The 17,597-nt window shown below is 42.1% G+C and carries 12 protein-coding genes; 3 read left to right on the top strand and 9 right to left on the bottom strand.

The window, feature by feature from the left end:
- Positions 1–103: 103 nt before the first annotated feature.
- The 5 genes from RB622_RS03900 to RB622_RS03920 all read right to left on the bottom strand — a co-directional run bounded on the left by RB622_RS03900 (position 104) and on the right by RB622_RS03920 (position 9,485).
- Positions 104–2,557, bottom strand: a complete 2,454-nt coding sequence (locus tag RB622_RS03900; RefSeq protein ID WP_308045201.1) for a heavy metal translocating P-type ATPase metal-binding domain-containing protein — start codon at positions 2,555–2,557, stop codon at positions 104–106.
- A gap of 442 nt (positions 2,558–2,999) precedes the next feature.
- Positions 3,000–4,097 (bottom strand): MBOAT family O-acyltransferase, encoded by a 1,098-nt coding sequence (locus tag RB622_RS03905; RefSeq protein ID WP_308045202.1) that lies wholly within the window; start codon positions 4,095–4,097, stop codon positions 3,000–3,002.
- Complete coding sequence (locus RB622_RS03910) at positions 4,085–4,960, bottom strand: hypothetical protein (RefSeq protein WP_308045203.1); 876 nt, start codon at positions 4,958–4,960, stop codon at positions 4,085–4,087. Before RB622_RS03910 ends, RB622_RS03905 begins: the two co-directional genes overlap by 13 nt.
- Positions 4,957–6,768: an AMP-binding protein gene (locus tag RB622_RS03915; RefSeq protein ID WP_308045204.1), complete on the bottom strand. Its 1,812-nt coding sequence runs from the start codon at positions 6,766–6,768 to the stop codon at positions 4,957–4,959. Before RB622_RS03915 ends, RB622_RS03910 begins: the two co-directional genes overlap by 4 nt.
- A complete protein-coding gene (locus RB622_RS03920; protein WP_308045205.1) occupies positions 6,765–9,485 on the bottom strand; it encodes an AMP-binding protein in 2,721 nt (906 codons plus the stop codon). The genes RB622_RS03915 and RB622_RS03920 overlap by 4 nt, the downstream gene beginning before the upstream one ends.
- 119 nt (positions 9,486–9,604) lie before the next feature.
- Between RB622_RS03920 and RB622_RS03925 the strand changes: the two genes are divergently transcribed.
- Positions 9,605–11,092, top strand: a complete 1,488-nt coding sequence (locus RB622_RS03925; RefSeq protein ID WP_308045206.1) for a YfcC family protein — start codon at positions 9,605–9,607, stop codon at positions 11,090–11,092.
- Here the strand turns inward: RB622_RS03925 and RB622_RS03930 are convergent.
- The 4 genes from RB622_RS03930 to RB622_RS03945 form a co-directional block, all read right to left on the bottom strand.
- Positions 11,075–11,734, bottom strand: coding sequence for a class I SAM-dependent methyltransferase (locus RB622_RS03930; RefSeq protein WP_308045207.1), 660 nt, complete (start codon positions 11,732–11,734; stop codon positions 11,075–11,077). The two genes, RB622_RS03925 and RB622_RS03930, sit on opposite strands and share 18 nt — an antisense overlap.
- A 5-nt stretch (positions 11,735–11,739) precedes the next feature.
- Positions 11,740–12,651, bottom strand: a complete 912-nt coding sequence (locus tag RB622_RS03935) for a UbiA family prenyltransferase (protein WP_308045208.1) — start codon at positions 12,649–12,651, stop codon at positions 11,740–11,742.
- Positions 12,652–12,791: 140 nt separating this feature from the next.
- Complete coding sequence (locus RB622_RS03940; protein ID WP_308045209.1) at positions 12,792–14,042, bottom strand: asparagine synthetase B; 1,251 nt, start codon at positions 14,040–14,042, stop codon at positions 12,792–12,794.
- Positions 14,043–14,137: 95 nt separating this feature from the next.
- Positions 14,138–14,647, bottom strand: a complete 510-nt coding sequence (locus RB622_RS03945) for a lipocalin family protein (protein WP_308045210.1) — start codon at positions 14,645–14,647, stop codon at positions 14,138–14,140.
- Positions 14,648–14,812: 165 nt separating this feature from the next.
- Here RB622_RS03945 and RB622_RS03950 point away from each other — a divergent pair, with 165 nt between their 5' ends.
- Together RB622_RS03950 and RB622_RS03955 are read left to right on the top strand one after the other, a co-directional pair.
- Complete coding sequence (locus RB622_RS03950) at positions 14,813–16,297, top strand: PLP-dependent aminotransferase family protein (RefSeq protein ID WP_308045211.1); 1,485 nt, start codon at positions 14,813–14,815, stop codon at positions 16,295–16,297.
- A 542-nt stretch (positions 16,298–16,839) separates the two neighbouring features.
- Positions 16,840–17,343 carry a hypothetical protein gene (locus RB622_RS03955; protein WP_308045212.1) on the top strand — a complete coding sequence of 168 codons (504 nt, stop codon included), beginning with the start codon at positions 16,840–16,842 and terminating at the stop codon, positions 17,341–17,343.
- Positions 17,344–17,597: the final 254 nt, after the last annotated feature.

The raw sequence follows: 17,597 nt of genomic DNA on the forward strand, positions 1-17,597 counted from the left end.
CGGTACTTTATGATCGTGGAGGGTGAGTGGTTTTATATGTCAAAACTACCGGTTGAAGGCGTGGGGAACGATGACTTTTATCCGGTGTTCTAACTGATGCTCGTCAGTTTTTTAACCATTTTCGGGCGGCAAGATTACTCGTTATCGTAGTAAACAGGACGATGGTTATTGAGCTCACAGGCATGAGTATAGCGGCGATCACTGGCGATAATTTCCCGGATATTGCAAAGGTTAAACCAAAGACATTGTAAAGTAGGGAGATCGCAAAACTTAGTTTTATGATCTTTTGCCCGGATTTTGCCAGGTTGATAAAAGCCGGTAAACGGATCAGTTGATTTCCTTCCACGATCGCATCACAGGCCGGAGAAAAGTTATTGATATCATCCGAAACAGCCAATCCTACGTTACTTTGGCGCAGCGCTCCGGCATCATTCAGCCCATCGCCGATCATCAGCACATTTTTTTCCTGAGTTTGCTGAAGTGTTTGAATGAAATGCAGTTTTTGTTCCGGTTTTTGTTCAAATAGAAGATGTGATTCATTGCCGAAAACGGGCGTAAGCAGTGTTTTATCCGTAGGTTTATCGCCTGACAAAAGATAGGTTTCAAAACCCTCGTCCTGTAAGATTTTTACTGTTTTTTCGAGCTCTGGCCGGTATTTACTTTTTAACATGAAATAGCCCCGGATTTTACTATCAACCGATATATAGACATGCGAGGCATTATCCATTCTTTCAATCGGACTGGCGCTGCCCACCCATTTGGCTGAACCCAGTTTTACCTCGGTTTTTCCCCAAAAAGCTTTAATTCCCGCACCTTCAATCTCTTCGAAATGTGATAGTGTCCGTCGACTGGCCGTGGTGTCTGATAATTCCTTAACCAACATTCTGCTTAGTGGATGTGAGGATTGTATGGCAAGTGTTTTGATCATAACGAGTTCTTCCTCCGTCAGGGTTTTTCCGACGAATTCAACTTCTGCATCGTTGACCTGTGTGATGGTTCCGGTCTTATCAAAAACGACGGTATTGATGCGCGAAAGCCTTTCAATGGCGTGGGCGTTTTTTGGATAAAAACGGTTTTTACCAAAAAGACTTAATAAATTACCATTGGTAAAAGTCGAGGACAGCAATAACGCACAGGGGCACGCCACTAGCAGAGAGGTTGTAAAAGCATTAAAGGCGACTTCCGGATTTTTAAAGATCAGAGCCCAAACCAGGAAAGTCAGGACGGCAATACCCAGCACGATTACAGAAAAATATTTATTGATGCGTGCTGCAAGGGTCTGGTTTTGGTTTTCCTTATCGCGGGTAAAAGTGTCGCTGTTCCATAGTTGTGTCAGATAACTTTGCGAAACTTCGCGCAGGATTTTTAGTTCAACAGACAAACCTGTCTGTTTCCCGCCTGCGTAAATTGTATCACCGGCTTTTCGCTCAATGGGTTCCGCTTCACCGGATACGAAACTGTAATCAATCAGAGCACGCGGGCTTAGCAAAACGGCGTCGGCAGGAATGAGCTCCTGATTACGGACGAGCATATGGTCACCGGATCGCAGATCCGTAATAGGAACGCGGGTTTCTGCTGAATCTTTTAGAACGGTTACCGCAACGGGGAAATAGGATTTATAGTCCCGGTCAAACGAAATTCCGGCATAGGTTTTATCCTGAAAATAACGCCCGATCAGCATAAAAAACACTGCTCCGGCCAGGGAATCGAAATAACCAGGACCTGTTTGGGTGATGATCTGATACAAACTGGTGAGGAAAACGCAAAGTAAGGCCAGTGCAATCGGGGCGTCAATATTCAAATATTTCCCCTTCAAAGCAGACCACGCAGATTTGAAAAAATCGGAGGCGCAATAGAAAAAAACCGGAAGACTCAATGCCAGATTTAGAATGCTGAACAGATTTCCCAGACTTTGGTCGGAAATACTTTCGCTTAAGTGAAAGTACTCCGGGAAGCTGAGCATCATGATATTTCCGAAAGCAAAACCGGATATGCCGATCTTATAAAGCCGTGTGCGGTTCCACTTTTTTATTTGTTTTCCCTCAACGTCATTCAGGCTGATGTAAGGCTCATAACCGATCCTGGTGATAAGTTCGGCAAGCTGACTTAATTTGATTTGACGGGCATCATACGTAATGCGGACTTTCTTTTCTGGGAAATTAACGACAGTGCTGCGGATGGCGGGATTCAGCCGGTGCAATTGTTCCAAAAGCCAGATGCATGAGCTGCAATGCATTTTGGGGACCAGCAAATTAACCCGGGAGAGTTTGCCGTCGGTAAATTCCAGCAATTTTTCGGTTATTTCGGGAAGATCGAGATAATCGTATTTGCCGGAGAAATAGGCAGCATCCGGAGAAATTCCCTGGGCGCCACCGATGTTGTAATAACCGCACAAATCATTTTCCTTCAGCAAGTCATAAACAACCGAGCATCCGTCACAGCAAAATTCATGCGCATCGAAAAGAACAACCTCATCCTTGCAGGTTTCACCGCAATGAAAACAGGTATGTTTTTTGTGGACAGGATTTTCAATAGTAATATTTAAATCAGCTTTCATGGGTTGCGTTTGATGCGATATGTTCTTGTGAAACAAAAGCTTAAATGAAGTTGAAGTGTAATTCGACACGTGTTCGAATCGATGATCAAATTTGGGGGATTGGGGTGGGAGAGAAGATGACCCAGGTTTGGAAGTTGAATGACTTTGGTCAGTATTTTTGGGATTGTTGATTTGGTATACAACAAAAAACGCGTGCTCACCGACCAGCGGACACGCGTTTTAGCAATTGGAATAAAGTAATTATTTTTAGTTTATTGGCTCAATTGTTTTGGAAACCAAACTCCATTTTTTAAATTTTCACCATCCAACATACCTGAATACACCTTCAGTACCAGCAAAATTCGCCAGATACAGATTGATCAGAATGAGCAGGATGTACCAGCATTGGATAGCAATATTGGCTAATTTCTCGGGTAAATATTGACGGAGGAATTCGTACATATTAATTCAGGAAAAAAAGGATTTTGTAAATGCTTAGCACTTCTTCTAAACTTGTTTTACTGATAATTACACAGGATAAAATATAGAAAAGGCCTGTTCCTAGTCTGCTGATGTTTTTTAGGAAAGATGAATTGCCAACGGGTAGAATTCCTGAATAGGTAATCCCGGCAAACTGGATCAATCCCCAAACCAGATAACGCCAACTGAGCTCATGCCATAATCCGATGATTGCCATCGTGAGCACAACGCCAAGAAGCGGATTACGAAAATAGGAAGCAATGGGCGTATAAACGTAATCTTTACAGAATTGCGATAAAGACATGTGATAGCGTGTCCAGAACTCACGCATGTTGACGGAAAAAAATGGATAATTGAAGTTTTCATTGATGCGGACTCCGGCCAGGCGTGACAGGCCGATGGCTATATCCGAATAACCCGCAAACTGAAAGTAAGCATTGAACACGAAAATACACAATCCTGAAAAAGTGTATACCCAGAGATGCTGGTCATGTAATGACTCTATTTGTAAAGTTAATTTCTTTGAAATAAAATAGTTGGCAATGAGGGTAATTTTGGTGAAACCGTAGAGAATTCGTTCGAGGCCATAACTTATATTGTTTTCGTCATATCGTCGGCGTTGCCAGTCTTTGATGAACAGCTGATACTGGTTGATCGGCCCCACAAGCATTACCGGAATAAAAAGGTTGTATGAAAGATATTCCAGTAAAGTGTACTGCCGAATTTTGCCTTTATAACATTCGAGGGCAAAATGAATATTACGAAATGCGTAATAGGAAAGTCCCAGGGGAATAACCCAACCGTCGGATAAGGCAAGCTTGATTTTTGCAAAAAGAAGTATTCCACCAGTGACTGTGAGACAGAGTATTATTTGAATTTTTTGCGAAAAATTACTTTTTGAAAGAATGAAATAGTTTGCAAAAACAATGATCAGCAATAAAAGAAGGCTCAATGGAGATTTATACAGGAGATAAACCGCTGTTATGAGGGGTATGGTCATCATGCCAGACCTTCCGCGAAAAGTCCAGGACAACGTCACTGCGGCAAAAGAGACGAGGAAGAATTCTATTAATTGCTGCATATCTCCTCATTTAGCCGGTCCAAAAACCATGGAACAAAAACGTGACTACCTGATTCGTTCATGTGAGCGCCGTCCATAAATAAGCTATCATTCATCAGATTGGGGGGCATTTTCCAAAGATTGATCTGATGTTCTGTGTAGTATTTTTGTAATTTCCTGTCTAGTTCTACTTGAATTTTCTGGTACGCACTACTCTCAATAATCGGATAGTTTACAAAAATAATTTTGCAATGATTTTGATGCAGTTTTCTCAATGATTCGTCGATCACAACTTTTTCCTGACCGCTGAGTTTGTACTGTCTTTTAGATCTTAGTGTAGTTTGTACCAAGTCTTTTTGTTTATCAAAGTAAATAGGAGGCAGTTTATGCAGATGTGTCTCAATGGCGTTTTCTATAAATTGACGGTCGTTACGGATTAGAATGAAGGGATTGCTTCTGATAAACCATACATTGAAATTTTTTAAAAAATCCGACTTTTTTGGCGAGTCACTGAATGATACTAACAAGTTACTTTCAAGAAACAGGTAGTTCGGCGGGAAGTCTGCAATCGTCTTCATAAGGCCAAGCGACTCAATGCCATCAATGCTCAGTCCCATGATAGTAAGGCGTAGTATTTTAACGGGCTTACAATTTACTAGTAAATTAGGCGCCTCTCCGAATGCATGAACACCCAGTGAGGAACCCAATACGATGATTGAAATCGTGTCCTTCCCGGTTCGATGAAACCATTTTATTTTTTCCTGATAATAGGTAGCGGTTTGCCTGTTTGGCGCATTATCACTGTGGAGGTATCCAGTCAGATAAGTGCTGACTAAAAAGCAAAAGATTAATACATTTCTCCACAATTTAAGTGGTGGTGTCATGGAAGCTTGCTTTTTACCAGATTACAAATAGCACCCATACTGTCCATCGACATGATATCCTGCGTAGTCAGTGTCAGGTCATATTCATCTTCAAGATTGGTAATAAGAACGAAATGATTGAGAGAATCCCAGCCTGCGAGTGAGCCTGGCGTGCTGGCAAGGTTTATTTCGTTTCTTTCGATCTTAAAAACACCGGCCGCCATCGATAGTATCTTTTGATCGAGATCAGCAACGTTTTTGGATGCTGTATTGGGAGTAGATATGGAGCTTTTGAGCGCTGTCAGATCCGTTTTGCCACCTGTATTTTTTGGTAAAGATTCTTTGATCAGGATTTCCGCAGGTATTTTTTCCTGTTCCAGTACAGCCCGTAGTTTTTTATAAATATCATTTATCGACAAGGTTACGTTTTGGTCAGGAACAACGAAAGCAACCATTTTTTCTACCATCAAGGGATCGTCCAGACCCATGATAATGGCTTCCTGAATACCCGGCATTCCCAGTAATATTTCTTCGATTTCTTCGGGATGAATTCGGAATCCACCACTGTTGATCATTCGTTTGATACGGCCGATAATTCTGATGCAGCCATCGGAATCGCGTTCAGCGATGTCCCCGGTATATAACCAGCCATCCTGTAAAATAGCATCGCTCTCGGTTACATTTTTGTAATAACCTTTCATCAGGTGCTCACCTTTGATCAGCAATTCTCCGGCCGCGGCTTCAATACCTGCCGAATCCAGGAGTTTGATCTCGCAATCGACAGGTTTGCCAATGGTGCCGATTTTGTGACTTGGCGTCCCGGGAATCGCATAGACACTTCCGTTAACGGTTTCGGTCAGACCGTACACGTTGGCAATGGGTACCTTCAGTAGTTTCTCGGTCTTTTCCCATAAAACAGGATCCAGTTGTGCGGCTACTGAAATGATGTATCTGAAGTCTTCGGTTTGAAAAGAATCATCATAACCTTCGATATATTTTTCCAGGAATGCCAGAATCGTCGGCACTGTCACATAGTGCGAAATCCGGTGTTTGTAGATCGCACTGGCAACCAGATTCAGCTTTTTTACATCTATTTCCACACTTGAAACCCAGGTACAACCTGCCGTAAATGCCAATAGAGGTCCCTGATTGGAGCCGTCGGCGTGGAAGAGATTAAGATTATTGAATATGGCACAGCTATGGTCTAGCTGATAGACTTTTTCAAGTGTATTCATGTGCGAGAACAGTGCCTTGTAGCTAATTTCTACACCTTTTGGATTCGCGGTGGTTCCGGAAGTAAAAATGATGTAGGCCGTCTCATTGTCAGGAATTGTTTCAGGATATTTTGCTTCACGGGAAGCATATTTTTCAAGTACTGCGGGATAATTGTTATCATCCGAAGCGGTTGTCTCTTTTTTGAAAACTTTACTGAATAATCCTGTTTTTGCAGTCTTTACTTTCTTGATCGCGATATTGCCGTCAATGGAAATATTCCATTTTTCAAACAGTAACTCGTCTAAAAAATAAGCGTCGGGCATGGCGGTGCCGCATATGGATTCACACCTGTGGAGACTCGTGTTAGGATCAATCAAGAGCACTGTTAGTCCGTAGCGATACGCCGAGAGCAGGATTTCTGCAAAACTTTTTTTATCTGTTGTTGAAAGCACTATTTTAGCTCCGGGCGAAAGATTCAGATCTTTAAAAAGTAATGAAAGCCTGGTAGCTTGAGTGAGAATATTTTCAAAGGTTATCTTTTCATCTTTTTCAAGAATGGCGAAGGTCTTGGTTTTGTTTAATTTTGCTCTTTCAAACGCTGATACAATACTCATATAATTTCCAATAGTTTTTGCGTGTCTACTTTTCCATTTTGTTTTCTGGGAATGGAATCGATGTGGAAAAAAGCCAGTGGCACTGTCCACAGGCCGAATTTTTCATTGATTTTTTCTAAAATCAGTTTTTCGGTTTGTTTGATATCAGACTGACCCGATTCTAAAAACAAGGCGAGATATTCGGCTTCATTTTTTATAAAAGGGATTAACGCATAGTTGCCAGTCGTTGACTGATCTATTACTTCTTCAAGGTGAGAGAAATAAATAATTTCACTCCGTTGCGTTTTTATGAAGTTTTTGATTCGGCCTTTCAAACAAATAGAATCATTTTCAGCGATGGTTACAAGATCTTTCGTTCTCAGCCAGCCATCATCATCCAGATCCATTGTATTTTCTTCCTCAAAATAATTGTTTGAGAGGTTTCCACTATAAACATAAAGCTCTCCCGTGTTGGCCGCGCCCTTGATTTTAATAAGTGCATCTACTGGGAAACCAACACAGTTCTCAGGAGATGGATCATCGGCGAGCCTTTGTGCAATACAAATACCGGAGGTTTCGGTGAGCCCGTAATAGTTTTTTATGCTGAGACCGGTTATCTCAAAGAAATCATTTTTTAGCCTTTCAGTCAACTTGCTCCCCGTTGACAAAGCGAGTCGTAGGCTTTTAACCTGTTGCTTTAAACTTTTGACAAGGAGTAACTGATGATACAACACCGGAGCCCCCGAAAATATACTGATGCGATGTTCCGCTATTTTATCGGCAAGACGTGATGGTAAATGTAGATCCTCGCTGTCAGCGAGTACGACAGAGGCACCGCATTTAACAGGAACAATACAGGCGTTGCGTAATCCGGACATTGAGCCAAGGCTCCCAATGGCAAGAAAACGATCATTTTCGGTCCAGTTATAGGTATCCACCATATTGGCAGCGCTCTGAAAGAGCTGAGCATGGGTAAGTTTTACACCTTTGGGCGAGCCATTAGAGCCAGAGGTACTCAGAATGACGGCAATGTCCGATTCTTGAACCGAGGGTATGAAGTCAGCAGGTTCGTCGGCAAGCCAGCCGGGGAAATGGTTGATGTTTTCTCCTTCATAGGTTTCGTCAAAAAAAACATTTGGCACATTTGTTTCAGTAATGACCTCTTTTTCTGAAAAGATCATTGCCGGGTTGTATTTTGCTACAAGATTATTTAACGCTGTTTTTGACACAGAAGTAGTATAGGGCACACAAATAATGCCCATATGCATAGCCGCCCAGAAGATTGAAAAGGACGCTGCCGAATAGCTGTCTTCCAATAAAATTAAATTTCCATGTTCTAAACCCCGTTCGTGCAAAGAAGTGATGATGTGTTTGACGATCTGGTCAGTTTCCTGATACGAATATGAAACGCCTGCTTTATCATCGGCCAGGAAATTGTTTTCGGGATATAAATCTAGCGTTGTTTTCCAAAGCGCAGGTAAGGTATGATATCCTTCTGCTTCAACCCATTTTTGCGTTGCATGGTAAATCTGAAGTCTTATCGCCGTTTGGTTTACGGGCAGGACCTGAATAATTTCGAACCGATCCAGATTTTTTAACAACGCTTTATACAATTCACTTTCAATCGCGAGGATGACCTGAATACTTTGTAATGTAAAACCCTTTTTTATCCAGTATACAACTTTCCTTTCAAGATCACTTAGTTCATAACCGGTCACAGTTTCAAGCACATCCATATACACCGGATGCCGTTCCATATGTTCATTGAGAACAGGATTGGAAGTTTCCGAAATTATCCCTAAAACATTTGTTTCCAGAAGATAGTTAAAAATGGCATTGCAGTTATTTAATCCATATTCGTCCAAAAAATGAAATGAACGTAAGTTGCCGTGAAATGAATCGTCCTGAGGCGATAGTGCCACCAGTCCGTTATAGTTTGTCGTTTCGGGATCTGGGTATACCTCTTTGATAGCTCCTTTTTGAAATAAAAAGAGCTGAGGTTCCGAATAAACTGAAGTATGGAAATCGTTGATATTCTGATTGAAAACCTCCTGATATTCCAGTCCGTGAATGAGGTCACCGCCACGTTTGAAAAATGGGTCAGGATCACTGTTTGCCAAATGTACATGTGGGAAAAATACAAAACCATCCGGCGTTACGATACGAAATATTTCATCGCACAATGGTGACCGAACGTGGTGATGCAAAATGTCGAAACCGAAGATGACACGCACGCTATCGGTTTCAAACGGTAGTTTTTCTCTAAGTTTTGTGAAGCAAATTTCCAGGTTCGGAATATTTTCCGCTTCGTTTATCCAAAAGTTGAAACCGTTGTATCCAAGTACGTCTGAATTGCCTTCCCAGCAACTGACGATTTTTTGTTCTGGGAAAAGTCCTGCAAGTAAAAATGCGGACCAGCCGGTACGGTTAGACAGATCGACGATTACATCTCCCTTTTTCAGCTTTTGTCTGAGGAAAGCGATAAATGGATAAAATGCCCTGTACGATTCGCTATAAGGGCTGTACATGGCATAAATGTCGGTGGCAGGTTTGGTAAACTTATTTCTCGCAAAACGCTCATATTGTATAGGATCTATTTTTGATCTGATCTTCTCTGTTTGCAGATTTGCTAGTCTTGGGATGTCTAAGGATGATTCATCATTAAACCTAAGATTCTTGATTTGCGGGATGAATTTCATAAAAGTGAGTTTCTTTCTTACAAAAGAAATATGTTTCATTTTTTAACTATTGATTTCGACAAAAACAGCATTTATCTGTCCGGGAATGTATGACCGGTATCGCATTATCCTCTGATTTTAATTAAACTCGTACTTTTATATAGTTTAAGCCCTCGGAAATGCCATCATTTAAGAAATTCCCGACTCCGATAACGATATTGATGTGTGTCATTATGCTGGCTGCTGCGACGACCTGGTTGTTGCCAGCCGGGAAATATGATACACTCACCTATCATTCGGGGGGTGATTTTGAGCTGGGTTACGGTGAGAAAGTGCTTCATCTCCCTTTTACGCAGCCTACGCTGGACAGTCTGCATATTCTCATAAAGCTGGAAAAATTTGCCAACGGAGATATTAAAAAACCGGTTTCTGTTCCCGGAAGTTATCAGCGGCTTCCTTCAAGCAAGCAGGGAATCCTGGATGTGATCCAGGCGCCCCTGAAAGGTATTTATGATACCGCTGATATTATTTTTTTTATTCTGATGATTGGCGGATTTATTCATGTTTTCTATTCTTCTGGTGCGATGGAAAAGGCGTTGATCGTGCTTTCTTACCGGATGAAAGGACAGGAAGCCTGGCTCATTATTGTACTGACCTTTCTTTTTTCGCTGGGCGGATCGTCGTTTGGGATGGCTGAGGAGTCTCTGGTTTTTTATCCCGTACTGATCCCGTTGTTTCTCGCCGCGGGTTATGACCTGGTTGTTCCCGTGGCAGTGATTCACGGGGGCAATACCCTGGGTTATTTATCTTCTTTCTCAAATCCATTTTCAACAATTATTGCTTCCAATGCGGCAGGGATCAATTGGACTGACGGACTTTACGGAAGATTAGTCGTCATGGTGCTCACAACCGGAATTTTTATAACCTATGTGGTCCGTTATGCACAAAAGGTAAAAAAGGATCCGACGGCTTCACTGGTTTACCGTACCGATGGGATTGTGAAATCACCTTATCCGGTAATTGATGAAAACAGTGAAATGCAGTCATTGAACCGTCAGACGGTTATTTTACTCCTTCTTTTTACAGCTACTTTTACCATGCTTGTTGTCGGTGTTGTATTTCTGGATTGGTGGCTGCTGGAAATGTCGGTTCTGTTTGTCGTTGCTGCGGTGGCTGTCGCGGTTGTGCTGCGGATGGGGGAAAGGGAGTTTATAGATAAGTTTATAAAAGGTGCGGAGAGTTTGCTTGGTGTCGCTTTTATCATCGGTGTTGCCAGAGGCGTAACGACAATTCTGGATGCAGGAAATGTCAGCGGATCTATTTTGTACTATGCCTCGATGCTGGTAAGTCAAATGCCTCCTTCGCTTTTTATCGTCTCCTTACTGGTCGTTTACATGATATTGACGCTGGTAATTCCGTCATCATCAGGTATGGCCGTGGTGACGATGCCTATTCTGGGATCTCTGGCTTTTGTGGCCGGCGTGCCGGGAAAAGATATTGTAAACAGTTATTTGTTCGGGATGGGGATTATGGGTTTGATCACACCAACGGGCCTGATCCTGCCGTCGCTGGCATTGGCCAACGTAAGTCCGAAAGCCTGGTGGGAATTTATCTGGCCGATGCTCTGTATTCTGTTTATTTTCTGCGCGTTATGGCTTGTCTTTTAATTCGTGTCGGGCTTGTTTCTGGTAAATATTGCTTCTTATAAATTTCCCGTAAAACCAATTTTCAATAACCGTTCCGTAGCCTTTTTCGAAGTACGGGTCCATATCTGTTAGCGCACGCGCATCCACTTTGCTGATGATACCAAAGAACAGGTACATCGCTTTTAAAAGCATTTTCTGCCATAACCGGGTCTGGTATTTTTCAGGAATAAAGTCTGTGTAAAGCCATAATCCACCTGTTTTGAGCTGATTGTCAAGTCGATAAAACAAGGTTTGTACTTTATTTTTAAGGAAAAGATCAAATAAAAAAGGTGTAATGATCACATCGAAAAGTTGATCAGTCTGATAGCTTTCTATCGGTTGATGTACGAAAAATACTTTGTTTTGTCCGGGATTTCGCCTTTTTGATAATGTGATCATCGACGATGCAACTTCCACATAGGTTATTTCCAGTCCCGAAGTGTGAATTTTTGCAATAGCTTCCAAAATCCATCCGGTGCCGCCACCAGCAATGAGAATTCGGCTGTTAGCCGGGATATGTTCCAATAAACTTACCTGTGATTCGATCAGTGCATTGCCGAAAACCAGTCGGCTCATAAAGTCGTACGGGCGGGCTACTGCGTTGAAATCCGGGTTTGCCGACATATTGGTCAGTGAATAAATTGTGAGCCGGCTATACCACAAAGCGCTTTCACTAGCAGCAGACCGTCAATGACGATCAGATAATACAGGATTTTCTTATGCCTTAACATCGTCCAGGCAACGGCCAGCATCAGAACAAATGGTATCAGATTAAACAACAGCACGATTAACTTGAAATGTCTGAAATGTGCAAAAGTGAGCAGCGAAAATAAGCCGATCAGCAGCAGGGGTGTCAGGACAAAAAATATGGTTTTTTGCAGGCCGTAACGCACGACAAAAGTTTTCAGCTGCTGGTTGGAGTCGTCTTCGTAATCTTTCAGATCGAACATAATGGCGTTAGCCGTGCAAAACATCCAGTTTTTCAGAAAAAGCCAGGAAGTTAAAACAGGGTCGGCATAATAATTTCCCCGTTCAATTTGTAAAGCGACGAGCGGTAATAAATTAACACAGCAAGCCCACACGAAACCAATGATAAAGGCTTTAAGCCAGCCCGTATTCCGAAGGTTAACCTTTAAAAAGGATTTGGGCAGGAGTCCGTAATAAAGAATTGCTGCCAGCGAAATCAACAAGACGATCAGCCAGTATTGTATGGGTAAATGAAGAATGTTGAGATAATAACGGTTGACGATCAGCCATGATAAAATGATACAGATCAGTAGCAAAACAGGTTGGCTGTATTGGATAAAACGATGATGTTTCGCATACCAGATTGTCCTCGGGTTGACGGAGTTGGTCGTACTTTGGATGCCCGAATAGGCATAGGTATAGTACATCACAGTGCCCGTAAACAGCAGAAAGTAATAAAATACGGAATTGAAATGTAACTGGAGTTGAAATGCGTTTTCAAGAGAAAGTGCGACGGCGAGCAGGCCGACAAAATAATTTCCGAAAAAGGTAAATTCTATAATTTTCTTGCCCACTTTAAATTTTCGTTTCCTCCATTGGTTAAAACAATCGTTTCCGATTTCGTTCAGAAATCTGAAAGTATTCTATTATGAGGAATATATCAATTTAAAGTTGTGTATCAGGATTACGAGCAGGAAATGAAGCGGGGTACGATTCACGTTTTTCTTTTCTTTTTCTTGGCAGACGGGAAGAGTACGTTGTTGAGAATAAGACGGTAACCTGGTGAGTTCGGATAAAGATTGAGATCCGTGGCCATTCTGCGGTTTCCGCCGCGGCGCCCTTCCGGATCATGACCGCCGTAAAAAGTCCACTGACCGCGGCCGAGTTCTCCATAAATGTAGCGGTCGGCGCTGCTGCTGGTCCCCATCACGAGCACATTGGGCTTTACCGTATTTTTGGAGAAAGCGTTGGTCTGTCCGAAAAATTCACGGATGATATGTTCATGGTTTTGCACGAGCATCGCAGGAATAATATCCCATTTTGCCGAGAAATCGAAGAGCGAAAAGTAATCTTCATTTTCACTATACCAGGACCTTCCACCCGTTGCATTGATGTCGGAGAACGAACTTCCTTCATCATCATCCAAATGAAGCTTGAAATTCTGAAAGGCAAATGTTTTGGAAAAATCAAGTTTCGACTGCGCATTGGGATCAAATCCATCGCCGTCCGTCCCGTCTACAATATCGATACCTTCGGCAGAAAGTGCAATGTCAAAAGTCTCAGCACCCGAGCACATGGCAAATAAAAAGCCGCCTCCGGCACAAAATTCCTTAATGGATTTGGCGACCGCCAATTTCATCTGCGAAACTTTGCTGTAACCAAAACGGCTTGCAATGGCCTCCTGAGCCTGAATATCACCTGGTGACATCCGTCTTAAATTTCTTCCAAACTGACCGGTGAAATCTTCATGGTGTAAATGGAGCCAATCGTACTTTGGTAAATCACCTTTTAATATTTCTTCATCATAAATCACTTCAAAGGGAATTTCTGCATATTTCAGTACGAGCAGTACCGCATCGGTATTCTCAAATTCGGAAGGGCTGATTTTGACGGGCGAATAAACGGCAATTTTTGCAGCAGTATAAAGTTTGATCACTTCCATATTTACATCCGGATCGCTGATCTTGCTTGCAATCAACTGGCTGGAAGCATCGGATATCACCTCAATAGAAATCGCGCGCAGCTTACATTCCCGCTCTATGGCCTGTGTGTAACGGAGCATAAAACTGCCCCCGCGGTAATTGAGGAGCCAGTCAATCTCGTTTTGATCTTTCAATAGGCTGTAAACCAGTCCATATGCTTTAAGATGATTGGTTTGTGTCTGATCCATAGGAATCAGCAAAGAATTCGCCAGGGATAACGACGAAAAGAAAACCAGCAGGATGGGTAGAAATCTCTTGATCATAGCCAACACCGGTAAAGTTACCAAATCTGATATTTCAGCAGAATCAAATTTAATAAAAAAAGTCAGTTTATTTGTCTGAAATTCAGTTGAATAAACTATTCTTTGTGGTTCTGGCAAGTGAGTTTGTATACATCATAACCTTTGGCTTTACAGCGGGTTACGATATCGGCATACAATTTTTTATCAATTGATTTTTTCCGGCTCATAATAAACAGAAACTTATGCTCGGGATGCCCCACGACCACGTAGGAATAATCGGAGGCAAGCTCAATGACCCAATAGTCAATTTTGAATGGCCAGACAAACTGGGCCTTCATTTTGGCATTATTTGTTCCGGGTACCTGATAAACTTTGGAGTTGATGGAATGAACTTCTTCGCTGTCCGGCTTTTTATAGGACGTGATTACGTCATAATAACCTCCTTTGGTATTCCAGCTGTATTTTCCGACTGTTTCCCTGCTGCCCTTATCGTATACAGACGGGATCGAGTATAGGGAATACCAAGTTCCGGCATAGTGGTTCAAATCAACTTTTTCCACAGTTTCGTTCGTAACGCGAAAGGCGCTTAAAACGAAAATGAAAAGTATGGAAAAAAGCAGTTTCATTGCCTGGCAGTTTTTGAGATATACGGTATTGGAAACGGATTGGATGAGTAACAGCTGAAAAATGTCCAGCTTCCGAAGGGCGCGAGGTTGTGATAATTTGTGCGTGTGTCCCATCAATGGTCAGTGATTTGCTACCGGATGGTTAAAATTTCCTATTTTTGTATCATGAGTAGTCCGGTTCAGATTCCCTTTAAAAGCATGGTCATCATCGACCGGCTTCTTGACACAGCTGTTTATCTTCAGATCGTGCATCAGATGATCAACGCCATTCAGCGTGGCGTGCTTACGCCCGGAATTCAATTGCCGGGGTCAAGGGCTTTGTCGCAGGAACTGGAAGTGCATCGTAAAACCATTATTGCCGTTTATGATGAGCTGCATGCGCAGGGCTGGACGGAAATTAAACCCAATAAAGGAACTTTCGTAAGCAGCAAATCACCCGCCAAAAGGTCTGATTCTTTAAAATATAACACAGAATTTCTTACGAGTTATCCGGAGCAAACCGGATTTCATTTTAAACAAAATATTCTGCTGGACAAACCTTCGGTAAGTACGGGCGCTGCGCTGGAGTTTACCGACGGACTTCCCGATATTCGCCTGGCTCCGCTTGACAGGTTGGCCAAGGTTTACGGGGGAATTCTTAAAAGGAAAAGCAGCCATAAACATTTTGGGTACTCACATGTGGAAGGCAATGAATATTACCGTGAAACGCTGGCGAATTACCTGAATAATACGCGCGGCCTGCATATCACAAAACGGAATATTCTTACGACGAGAGGGATCCACATGAGTATTTATCTGGCTTCCAATATGCTGATTGAAAAAGGAGATCTGGTTGTAGTCGGCGATTTGAGTTATTATGTTGCCAATATGATCTTTCAGGAAGCAGGGGCGAGCATTGTTTCTGTTCCGGTGGATGAAGACGGGATTTCTGTTGAAGCCATTAAAAAACTTTGTGAGACACGGGAGATCCGGATGCTTTATTTAACGCCGCATCATCATTATCCGACAACCGTTACGTTGAGCGCGGAGCGGAGGCTTGAACTTTTAAGCTTGTCCACTCAATACGGATTTATCATTCTGGAAGATGACTATGACTACGATTTTCACTATAACAGCAGTCCGGTTTTACCGCTGACAAGTGCTGACCGGCATGGTATGGTGGTTTATATCGGGTCGTTTTGCAATTCGCTGGCGCCTGGTTTTCGCTCCGGTTATCTGGTGGCTCCGGAAGATCTTATTCAGGAGATGGGGAAATTCCGGAGAATTGTTGACCGGCAGGGGGACATGCTTATGGAACAAGCCCTTGGGGAATTGCTGGAAGAGCGCGAAATACAGCGTCACCTTAAAAAGGCGTTGAAAATATATCAGGAACGAAGAGATTCGTTTTGTCAGCTCTTGAATGCGGAGTTAGGCGAATATGTGTCGTTTGCCGCACCGCCCGGCGGATTGTCAATCTGGACGAAATGGAATCCTGACCTGAATCTTATGCGGATCAGTAAAAACTGCCTCGCTCAGGGTCTACATTTGCCGCAGAAGCTACTATACCAGACAGAAAAAGTAACGGCGATGCGTCTGGGCTTTGGGAATTTAACAGTCGCTGAAATGGAGCAGGCTGTTAAGGTATTAAAGCAGGCAGTCGGGAAAATCTGATTTTTTGGTCATTCCAAAGGGTCCTTATCTTTTTCGGATTTAGTCAGCATTTTGGATATCCATGCTATTAAAATAAAAGGTGAAAGAATAACCGAAGTGACCACTGTGGCAATAAACCATAGGGCCGTTACAATTCCTTTTATTAAGATCTCAACTATTTTATTCATTTAGAGAAGGAAAATGGGCTTTGGCAGCCATTGCTTTTACCGCCGGTGAGGAATATTTCCTGAAGCGGATTTCTTAAAGAATATAGCGTTGAGCGGGAACTTGGATCAAATATACCAACAAATAGGAGATAACCTCAAAGAATTGATTTAGCGGCAGTGCATCATATAGGAAGAATACTATGAATTTACTATTTCATGATCTGGTTTTAGTTTGTTAGAATAAGTCATTTCTATATTAAAATAATATAATTATTGACAATTGTGTCTATATTCTTATAATTATTATTTATATAGTTATATTGACGATAAATGTTTCGTAGAAAAAATTCTATTAATATATTTGTAAAAATATTGTAACCCCCAAAAGTCGTTGATGTGAATAAATATTTATTAACCCTGGTAGTTATCTTTGGTTCTTTACAATTTGTCTTTGCACAAGACACCATTGTCAAACATAATGGATCAAAACTGGAAGCAAAGGTTAACTATGTGACAGAGAGTGTTATCGTATATACAATTCCCGGTGAAAACAGCTCCGGAAAGCTTGGAAAAGCAGAAGTTGAAAAAGTCATTTATAAGTCAGGAAGGGTAGAGTTGATCAGTCAGAAAATTGTCATTAACGGGCATGATGACTGGAGAAAAATCGTCTTAACGAGTAATCCGCTTTCTGTGGTAGGCTTGATAAAGAAAGGCGAAATTAAGGTCAGATCGGGCAGAGAATCCCGTGGGATTACCGGTTTTGAGTCGAAGGATGTTGAAAAAATGAAAAAACAGGCCGTGGATATGGGCGCGCATGTTATCCTTGTCAATGGCTATGACGGAAGAATTGAGCCATCCGGACACAATGCAACCGAGACAGTTGTCGCCTACGGCTATTAGTTTTTTTATCGTCATGCTTCGCAGGGTGGCCGTTTTCTGCGCTGCGTTCATTCGTCAATTGCGTATATATAGGAAGGTTTTGGTAGCGGGTCTGACACACTTATATCTGATAAACAGGTTTGTTGGATTTTTCCTGTTGATGGCACTATAAATCACAGAATAATCGCATTTGTAGTATTTTCTAATTATAAAATCGTGATATCTGTTTTAAAAAGTACTACTTTTGTTGCTTTATATAAAGGACACCCGGTTGC

The sequence above is a fragment of the Dyadobacter sp. LHD-138 genome (assembly GCF_030929615.1).
Lineage (GTDB): Bacteria > Bacteroidota > Bacteroidia > Cytophagales > Spirosomataceae > Dyadobacter.

What these genes read in the sequence shown, in the direction of transcription:
- RB622_RS03900 (WP_308045201.1), bottom strand. Translation starts at nt 2,557, where the DNA reads ATGAAAGCTGATTTAAATATTACTATTGAAAATCCTGTCCACAAAAAA.
- RB622_RS03905 (WP_308045202.1), bottom strand. Translation starts at nt 4,097, where the DNA reads ATGCAGCAATTAATAGAATTCTTCCTCGTCTCTTTTGCCGCAGTGACG.
- RB622_RS03910 (WP_308045203.1), bottom strand. Translation starts at nt 4,960, where the DNA reads ATGACACCACCACTTAAATTGTGGAGAAATGTATTAATCTTTTGCTTT.
- RB622_RS03915 (WP_308045204.1), bottom strand. Translation starts at nt 6,768, where the DNA reads ATGAGTATTGTATCAGCGTTTGAAAGAGCAAAATTAAACAAAACCAAG.
- RB622_RS03920 (WP_308045205.1), bottom strand. Translation starts at nt 9,485, where the DNA reads ATGAAACATATTTCTTTTGTAAGAAAGAAACTCACTTTTATGAAATTC.
- RB622_RS03925 (WP_308045206.1), top strand. Translation starts at nt 9,605, where the DNA reads ATGCCATCATTTAAGAAATTCCCGACTCCGATAACGATATTGATGTGT.
- RB622_RS03930 (WP_308045207.1), bottom strand. Translation starts at nt 11,734, where the DNA reads ATGTCGGCAAACCCGGATTTCAACGCAGTAGCCCGCCCGTACGACTTT.
- RB622_RS03940 (WP_308045209.1), bottom strand. Translation starts at nt 14,042, where the DNA reads ATGATCAAGAGATTTCTACCCATCCTGCTGGTTTTCTTTTCGTCGTTA.
- RB622_RS03945 (WP_308045210.1), bottom strand. Translation starts at nt 14,647, where the DNA reads ATGAAACTGCTTTTTTCCATACTTTTCATTTTCGTTTTAAGCGCCTTT.
- RB622_RS03950 (WP_308045211.1), top strand. Translation starts at nt 14,813, where the DNA reads ATGAGTAGTCCGGTTCAGATTCCCTTTAAAAGCATGGTCATCATCGAC.